The following is a 7987-nucleotide window of genomic DNA, read 5'->3' as shown; positions in this document are numbered from 1 at the left end:
CGTCAAGATATTCAAATTCATTATGTCGATTTAAATAGAACGCCAGAATTGTGGGCAGAATTAGAACGTGATGATATAACTTTAAGAGAGGCATGTGGAAATACCGTACGTAATGTTACGGCGAGTGAAACTGCTGGGATTGATGTTAATGAGCCGTTTGATGTGTCGCCTTACGCCGATGCTTTGTTTCGCTTCTTTTTACGTAACCCAATTTGTCAAGAAATGGGGCGAAAGTTTAAAGTGTCATTCTCATCTTCAGATGAAGATACCGGATTGTCCTACATGCACGATTTAGGTTTTATTGCAAAAATTAAAAATGGTGAGCGCGGATTTAAAGTCATGATTGGTGGAGGTTTAGGCTCGCAACCACGTCATGCCGATATATTGTATGAGTTTTTAGCAACTGATAAAATCATTCCAGTAATGGAAGGTGTTTTAAGAGTTTTTGATCGTCATGGTGAACGGAAAAGTCGTGCCAAAGCACGTATGAAATTCTTATTAAAAGATATAGGATTAGACGCTTTTAAAGCTTTAGTTGAAGAAGAACAAAACGCCATTGAGTTTAAATCGGTTACTATTGATGCTGATGCTTATGAGGTTTCAAAACCTGTTGAAGTTAAAGAAATTCCATTAGTAGATATTAAAAACCAACAAGCGTTTGAAACTTGGAAGTCAACAAACCTTATTCCTCAAAAACAAGAGGGATTTGTTGCTATTGGAATTAAAGTGCTTTTAGGTGATTTTTATACAGATAAAGCAAGATTATTGGCAGATTTAGTAGAAAAATATGCTGCTGGTGAATTACGATTAACGTTACGTCAAAACATAGTTATTCCTTTTGTAAAACGCGAATTGGTGCCATTTTTCTATAAAGAATTAGAAAAATTAGGATTTGTAGAAGCAGGCTATAATAAAGCCGTAGATATTACAGCATGCCCAGGCACAGATACTTGTAATTTAGGTATTGCAAGTAGTACTGGAATTGCTGATGAGTTAGAGCGTGTTATAAAAGCTGAATACCCACAATATTTAAAGAACGAAGATTTAGTGATTAAAATTAGTGGCTGTATGAATGCTTGCGGACAACACAATATGGCAAATATTGGGTTTCAAGGAATGTCTGTTCGTACGCCAGATAAATTAGTGGCACCAGCTTTACAGGTATTGTTAGGCGGCGGAAATTTAGGTAATGGCAATGCAACTTTTGCGGATAAAGTGGTAAAAGTACCAAGTAAAAGAGGGCCAGAAGCTTTACGCAGAATTTTAAATGACTTTGAAGCTAATGCTAACGGAAAACAATTTGTTGAATACTATAAAGAAAAAGGTGAAAAGTATTTTTATGATTTCTTAAATGATTTACAAGACGTTACCAATTTAACTCAAGATGATTTTATCGATTGGGGAGAAGAAGAAAAATATGTTAAAGAAATCGGTATTGGCGAATGTGCCGGTGTAGTCATCGATTTAATAGCTACCTTGTTTTTAGATAGTGAAGAGAAAATTGAAAATGCTAAAAAATCTTTTGAAGATAAAGTGTATTCGAATGCTATTTATCATGCTTATAGTTCTTTAGTAAATTCCGCAAAAGCACTATTGTTAGCCGAAAATAAAAAAACAAATACACATGCAGGCATAATTAGTCAATTTGATGAACTGTTTGTAGCTAGCGGAAAAATAGATTTGGGAGTTGAATTTTCTGAGTTGATTTATCAAATTAAAAAGTACGCACCAACTCAAGATTTTGCATCAAAATATATAGAAAATGCGAATCAGTTTTTAGATAAAGTGAGAGCTTACAGAGAAGCTGAAACAGAAATAAATAGGCTTCAAAGGAAAGCAGTTTAAAAACACGATGAGTAATAAAACCCCAAAATTAACAGTTGTAGGTGCAGGACCTGGAGATGTAGATTTAATAACGCTTAAAGCTATTAAAGCTATTAAATCTGCAGATGTTGTTTTGTATGATGCGCTTATTAATAAAGAATTACTTGAATATGCGTCCACAAAAGCAGAGCTCATTTTTGTGGGCAAACGCAAAGGATGTTATGCCTATCAACAAGATCAAATTAATGAACTTATTGTTAGTAGAGCTAAGTCTCATGGGCATGTTGTGCGTTTAAAAGGTGGCGATCCATTTATTTTTGGTCGCGGTGCAGAAGAAATAGATTATGCCAGACAATTTGGTATTGAAACTTATGTTGTGCCAGGAATAACCTCAGCAATAGCAGTACCAGCATATCAAGGTATTCCGTTAACAAAACGTGGAGCTTCAGAAAGTTTTTGGGTAATCACTGGAACTACTAAAGCACATAAATTATCCAATGATGTGGTATTGGCTGCAAAATCAACAGCAACCATTGTTATCTTGATGGGCATGAGTAAACTTAATGAAATTGTTAAGGTTTTTTCAGCAGAAAAAAAGGAAGATACAGCAATAGCAATCATTCAAAATGGAACTACAGAAAACGAAAAATTTGGAGTAGGCACTATTAGTAATATTGAAAAAATTGTTGCAAAAAAACAATTATCTTCTCCAGCTATAATCGTTATTGGAGATGTTGTAAAAGAGCGCGTCGTGTTAAATTCTATTTATAAAGATTTTGCAATAGCTTAGCGGATGGAAAGGAATAATTTGTACCCTATTTTTTTAAAAACACAAAATCTCAATGTATTAATTGTAGGGGGAGGTAATGTTGCCGAAGAAAAACTAAGGTTCTTATTAAAATCGAGTCCAGATGCTTGTGTAACAATTGTGTCGCCTATGTTTAGAGAAGATACTTTATCTTTGTCTAAGAAAGGAGATGTTACACTAATAAAAGACAAGTACAGCAAGCGTTATTTAAAAGGAAAACATATAGTTATTGCAACAACTGATGTGCCTAAAGTGAATGTAAAAGTTTATAAGCATTGTAGAAAAAGGAGTATTTTAATAAATGTTGCCGACAATCCGCCGTATTGCGATTTTTATATGGGAGGCATTGTTACAAAAGGGAATGTAAAAGTGGCGATTTCGACAAACGGAAAATCGCCAACAACAGCTAAACGATTACGTCAATTTTTTGAAGATGTTATTCCAGAAAATGTAGACGATTTAGTTAAAAATTTGAATGAATATAGAAAAACAATAAAAGGTGATTTCGGGCAAAAAGTAGAAACGCTAAACGAATTCACCAAAGGATTAATTGCAAAAAAAGAAGTATAAAATGATTAAAACAGATATACTCATTATTGGTGCTGGACCAACAGGATTATTTACGGTTTTTGAAGCTGGATTATTAAAACTTAAATGTCATTTAATTGATGCATTACCACAACCAGGTGGTCAATGTTCTGAGATTTATCCTAAAAAACCTATTTACGATATTCCGGGTTTTCCAGAAATATTAGCAGGAGATTTAACTAAAAACCTATTAGAACAAGGCAAACAATTCGAACCTGGTTTTACTCTTGGCGAACGTGCTGAAACTATAGAAAAACAAGATGATGGTTCTTTTATTGTAACTACTAACAAAGGTACAAAACATCAAGCACCTGTTGTTGCTATTGCTGGCGGATTAGGGTCTTTCGAACCACGAAAACCAGCTATCGAAGGTATAGCAAATTACGAAGATAAAGGGGTTGAGTATTTTATTAAAGACCCTGAGGTTTACAGAAATAAAAAAGTAGTTATTTCTGGAGGAGGTGATTCTGCTTTAGACTGGAGTATATTTTTAGCCGATGTAGCTTCAGAAGTTACCTTAATTCATAGAAGAAATGAGTTTAGAGGCGCACTAGATTCTGTTGAAAAAGTAGGCGAATTAAAGCTTTTAGGAAAAATTAACTTAATCACGCCAGCTGAAGTAACTGGTATTCATGGTGAAGGTAAAGTTGAAAGTGTTACCGTTGTAAAAAATGGTGAGGAAATGCAGTTAGAAACCGATCATTTTATTCCTTTATTCGGATTATCACCTAAATTAGGTCCTATTGGAAATTGGGGATTAGAAATTGTAAAAAATGCTATAAAAGTAGATAATACTCTTAATTACCAAACTAACATACCAGGTGTTTTTGCTATTGGAGATGTTAACACCTATCCAGAAAAATTAAAGTTAATACTTTGTGGTTTTCACGAGGCGACTTTAATGTGTCAAGCTGCCTATAGAATTATCAATCCAGGTAAAAAGTATGTTTTAAAATACACAACAGTAAGTGGTGTTGATGGTTTTGATGGCACTCGTAAAGAAGCGCCAAAAGCAGTAGTTCAAGCTATTAATTAGATGTTTGTTCTGTGAAAAAAAGCTATAATGTTTGTTTAAAAGATACCGTTAAAACGTTCACTAAAAGATTGTTTTATTCATTGTTTGATTGTGAACAAGAAGAAGCACATGGGGAATATTTAGAAAAAACCTTTCTTAAGATATTAGCTAAATTAGAGATTGAAAATGGAAAAGAAATTTGGAATTCATTTAAGTTAGAACTTCCAGGTATTAGAAAAAAATTAGATTTAGACGCCATTGCTTTTGAGAATAACGATCCAGCTTCGCACTGTTTAGAAGAAATTTATTTAGCATACCCTGGTTTTCATGCCATTTCAATTTATAGATTGAGTCATGCGCTTTATAAATTGAATGTTTTTATCCTTCCAAGAATGATGAGCGAATATGTTCATGGTATTACAGGAATAGATATTCATCCTGGAGCAACTATAGGGGAGTCATTTTATATAGACCACGGAACAGGAATTGTTATTGGAGAAACATCTATAATTAAGAATCATGTTAAAATTTATCAAGGTGTTACGTTAGGAGGAGTTCAAGTTAGTAAGAGTTTAGCTAAGGTAAAAAGGCATCCAACTATAGAAGATAATGTTTGTATTTATGCAAATGCCACCATTTTAGGCGGCCATATTATTATAGGTGCTAACAGTATAATTGGTGCAAACGTTTGGATTACAGAATCTGTGCCAGAAAATTCATTAGTAACTTATAAAACTGAAATAAAAATCAGACCTAAAAAGAATGGCATACGGTAAATCAATACTAGATCAAATAGGGAATACCCCACTAGTTGAAGCAAGTCATATTGTCTCAAATAAAAATGTCAAACTTTTTTTAAAACTTGAAGGTAATAACCCAGGCGGAAGTGTAAAAGATCGTGCTGCATTTAATATGATTAATGAAGCTTTAAAACGGGGTGATATAAAAAAAGGCGGGACTTTGGTAGAAGCTACTAGCGGAAATACAGGAATTGCCCTTGCTTTTATTGCAAAACTTTTAGGCTTGAATATGGTTTTAGTCATGCCTGAAAACTCAACCGAAGAGCGTGTAAAAACTATGCGTGCTTATGGTGCTGAGGTTGTTTTAACTCCAGCAGATATTGGTATAGAAGGCTCACGAGATATAGCGTTTCAGCTTAGAGACGACAAAGGCTATGTATTGCTAAATCAGTTTGAAAATGATGATAACTGGAAAGCACATTATAAAACCACAGGGCCAGAAATCTGGGAAGCAACCGAAGGTAAAGTTACTCATTTTGTTTCAGCCATGGGAACTACAGGAACCATTACTGGTGTTTCAACTTATTTAAAAGAAAAGAACAGTAGTATAACTATAGTTGGTGCTCAACCTGCTGATGGAGCAAGAATTCCAGGGATTAGAAAATGGTCACCAGAGTATGTACCAAAATTTTTCGATCCTAAAAAAGTAGATATAGTTGTTGATGTTACAGAAGAAGAAGCCAAAGGAATGACACAACGTTTGGCTAAAGAAGAAGGTGTTTTTGCAGGTATGAGTAGCGGAGGTTCAGTGTTTTGTGCTTTAAAAATAGCTGAATCAATTGATAAAGGTGTAATTGTAGCAATTATTTGTGATAGAGGAGATCGTTATTTGTCTTCCTCTTTATTTGAATAAGCTAGATAATTTCTTGTAATTTATTGTGATAACAAAAATATAGTTGCTATTTTTGCTTATCAGTTCATAAACGTATTAATTGTTATCAAGAAAGGCAGAGGGATTAGACCCATTGAAGCCTTGGCAACCCTTTAACTTTTAAAGAAGGTGCTACATTCTACTAATATTTTAATAATATTAGAAAGATAACGAAAAGTGTTTCTTTTACTTTTCTTGATGACATATAGATATAAATAATATCAAAATGTCAAACATACAACAAGCTTTACAAGAGCGTATTTTAATTTTAGATGGTGCCATGGGTACTATGCTACAAGCCTATAAGTTTTCTGAAGAAGATTTTAGAGGCGAGCGCTTTAAAGATTATCCAACGCCTTTGCAGGGTAATAACGATTTGCTGTCTATTACCCAGCCAGAAGCTATTAAAACCATTCACGCTAAATATTTTGAAGCTGGTGCAGACATTGTTGAAACCAATACCTTTTCAGGAACAACCATTGCCATGGCCGATTACCAGATGGAAGATTTGGTATATGAATTGAATTATCAATCTGCTAAAATAGCCAAAGAAGTTGCTGACGAGTTTACTGCTAAAGAACCCCACAAACCTCGTTTTGTAGCAGGTTCAATTGGACCAACAAATAGAACAGCGAGCATGTCGCCAGACGTGAATGACCCTGGATACAGAGCAGTAACTTTTGATGAATTACGCATTGCCTATAAACAACAAGTAGAAGCTTTGGTTGATGGCGGTGTTGACTTGTTATTAGTAGAAACGGTGTTTGATACGCTTAACGCTAAAGCAGCTTTATTTGCTATTGAAGAAGTGAAAGATGAAAGAAGTATAGATATACCAACGATGTTGAGCGGAACGATTACGGATGCTTCTGGTAGAACATTATCTGGACAAACCGCTGAAGCATTTTTAATTTCGGTATCGCATATTCCGTTATTGTCTGTTGGCTTTAACTGTGCTTTAGGAGCAAACTTATTACAGCCACATTTAGAGGCGATTGCTAATAAAACCGATTTTGCAATATCAGCGCACCCCAATGCAGGTTTGCCAAATGCTTTTGGTGAATATGATGAAACTCCAGAGGAAATGGGTGAGCAAATAGAGGAGTATTTAAAAAAGAATTTAATAAACATTATTGGTGGTTGTTGTGGTACGTCGCCCGAGCATATAAAAGTAATCGCAAGTATTGCTGCCAAATATAAACCACGTCGTCATGCTGAACTTGTTTCAGCATCACATTAGGAAATGGTTATGATATTAGAAGTAGCCACATTAAACATAAAGAAAGGTCTTTCCGCAGAATTTGAAATCAATTTCAAAAAAGCAGAAAACATCATCTCATCAATGAAAGGTTATATATCACATCAATTAAAAAAGTGTGTAGGGCAAGAGGATAAATATATATTATTAGTGAATTGGGAAACGATTGAAGACCACGAAATTGGCTTTAGACAATCAAAGGAGTACCAAGAATGGAAAAAATTATTACACCATTTTTATGAACCTTTTCCAACAGTAGAGCATTATAAGTAATGAAAATAAAACAAAGTAAATACATGAAGTTGTCTGGTTTAGAACCTTTGGTTTTAAACGAAAACAGCAATTTTATAAACGTAGGAGAGCGAACTAATGTAGCAGGGTCTCGTAAGTTTCTTCGTTTAATCAAAGAAGAAAAATTTGATGAAGCTTTAGATGTTGCAAGACATCAAGTAGATGGTGGTGCACAAATTATCGATATTAATTTTGATGATGGTTTGATTGATGGTAAAGAGGCGATGATTCGTTTTTTGAATTTGATAGCTGCAGAACCAGATATTTGTCGTGTACCTATTATGATTGATTCTTCTAAATGGGAAATCATCGAAGCTGGACTTCAAGTGGTACAAGGTAAATGTGTTGTGAATTCCATTTCACTTAAAGAAGGTGAAGACAAATTTATTTGGGAAGCAAAACAGATTAAGCGCTACGGAGCTGCTGTAATTGTTATGGCTTTTGATGAAGAAGGACAAGCTGATAATTACGACAGACGTATAGAAATAGCAAAACGTTCGTATGACATTTTAGTTAATAAAGTAGGTTTTCC

Annotated in this window: 9 protein-coding genes and 1 riboswitch; all 9 genes read left to right on the top strand. The window is 34.3% G+C overall.

From position 1 onward, the window contains the following. Nucleotides 1-1845: HEPN domain-containing protein (locus AADI82_RS11735; protein ID WP_341216620.1), on the top strand; the 1845-nt coding region annotated here is incomplete at its 5' end. Nucleotides 1846-1852: 7 nt separating this feature from the next. After that, the gene (cobA, locus tag AADI82_RS11730) at nt 1853-2614 is read left to right on the top strand and encodes a uroporphyrinogen-III C-methyltransferase (RefSeq protein ID WP_341216619.1); all 762 of its coding nucleotides are present in this window, start codon (nt 1853-1855) and stop codon (nt 2612-2614) included. A 3-nt stretch (nt 2615-2617) separates the two neighbouring features. Continuing rightward, nucleotides 2618-3202: a bifunctional precorrin-2 dehydrogenase/sirohydrochlorin ferrochelatase gene (locus AADI82_RS11725; protein WP_341216618.1), complete on the top strand. Its 585-nt coding sequence runs from the start codon at nt 2618-2620 to the stop codon at nt 3200-3202. A gap of 1 nt (nt 3203) precedes the next feature. Next, a complete protein-coding gene (locus AADI82_RS11720) occupies nt 3204-4256 on the top strand; it encodes an NAD(P)/FAD-dependent oxidoreductase (protein WP_341216617.1) in 1053 nt (350 codons plus the stop codon). Nucleotides 4257-4336: 80 nt separating this feature from the next. Then, nucleotides 4337-5011: a serine O-acetyltransferase EpsC gene (gene epsC / locus AADI82_RS11715; RefSeq protein ID WP_341216616.1), complete on the top strand. Its 675-nt coding sequence runs from the start codon at nt 4337-4339 to the stop codon at nt 5009-5011. Next, a complete protein-coding gene (cysM, locus tag AADI82_RS11710) occupies nt 4998-5888 on the top strand; it encodes a cysteine synthase CysM (RefSeq protein WP_341216615.1) in 891 nt (296 codons plus the stop codon). Before epsC ends, cysM begins: the two co-directional genes overlap by 14 nt. A 79-nt stretch (nt 5889-5967) precedes the next feature. Next, a riboswitch (SAM riboswitch) is annotated at nt 5968-6080 on the top strand. Nucleotides 6081-6132: 52 nt separating this feature from the next. Continuing rightward, the gene (locus tag AADI82_RS11705) at nt 6133-7146 is read left to right on the top strand and encodes a homocysteine S-methyltransferase family protein (protein ID WP_341216614.1); all 1014 of its coding nucleotides are present in this window, start codon (nt 6133-6135) and stop codon (nt 7144-7146) included. A gap of 3 nt (nt 7147-7149) precedes the next feature. Next, nucleotides 7150-7437, top strand: a complete 288-nt coding sequence (locus tag AADI82_RS11700) for an antibiotic biosynthesis monooxygenase (RefSeq protein ID WP_341216613.1) — start codon at nt 7150-7152, stop codon at nt 7435-7437. Then, a partial coding sequence (locus AADI82_RS11695; protein WP_341216612.1) for a dihydropteroate synthase occupies nt 7437-7987 on the top strand: 551 nt, incomplete at its 3' end. The genes AADI82_RS11700 and AADI82_RS11695, both read left to right, overlap by 1 nt.

The organism is uncultured Wocania sp. (assembly GCF_964021735.1).
Taxonomy (GTDB): domain Bacteria; phylum Bacteroidota; class Bacteroidia; order Flavobacteriales; family Flavobacteriaceae; genus Wocania_A.
Note: the sequence above shows the minus strand (reverse complement) of the source record. Positions and strands in the feature narration are given on the sequence as shown.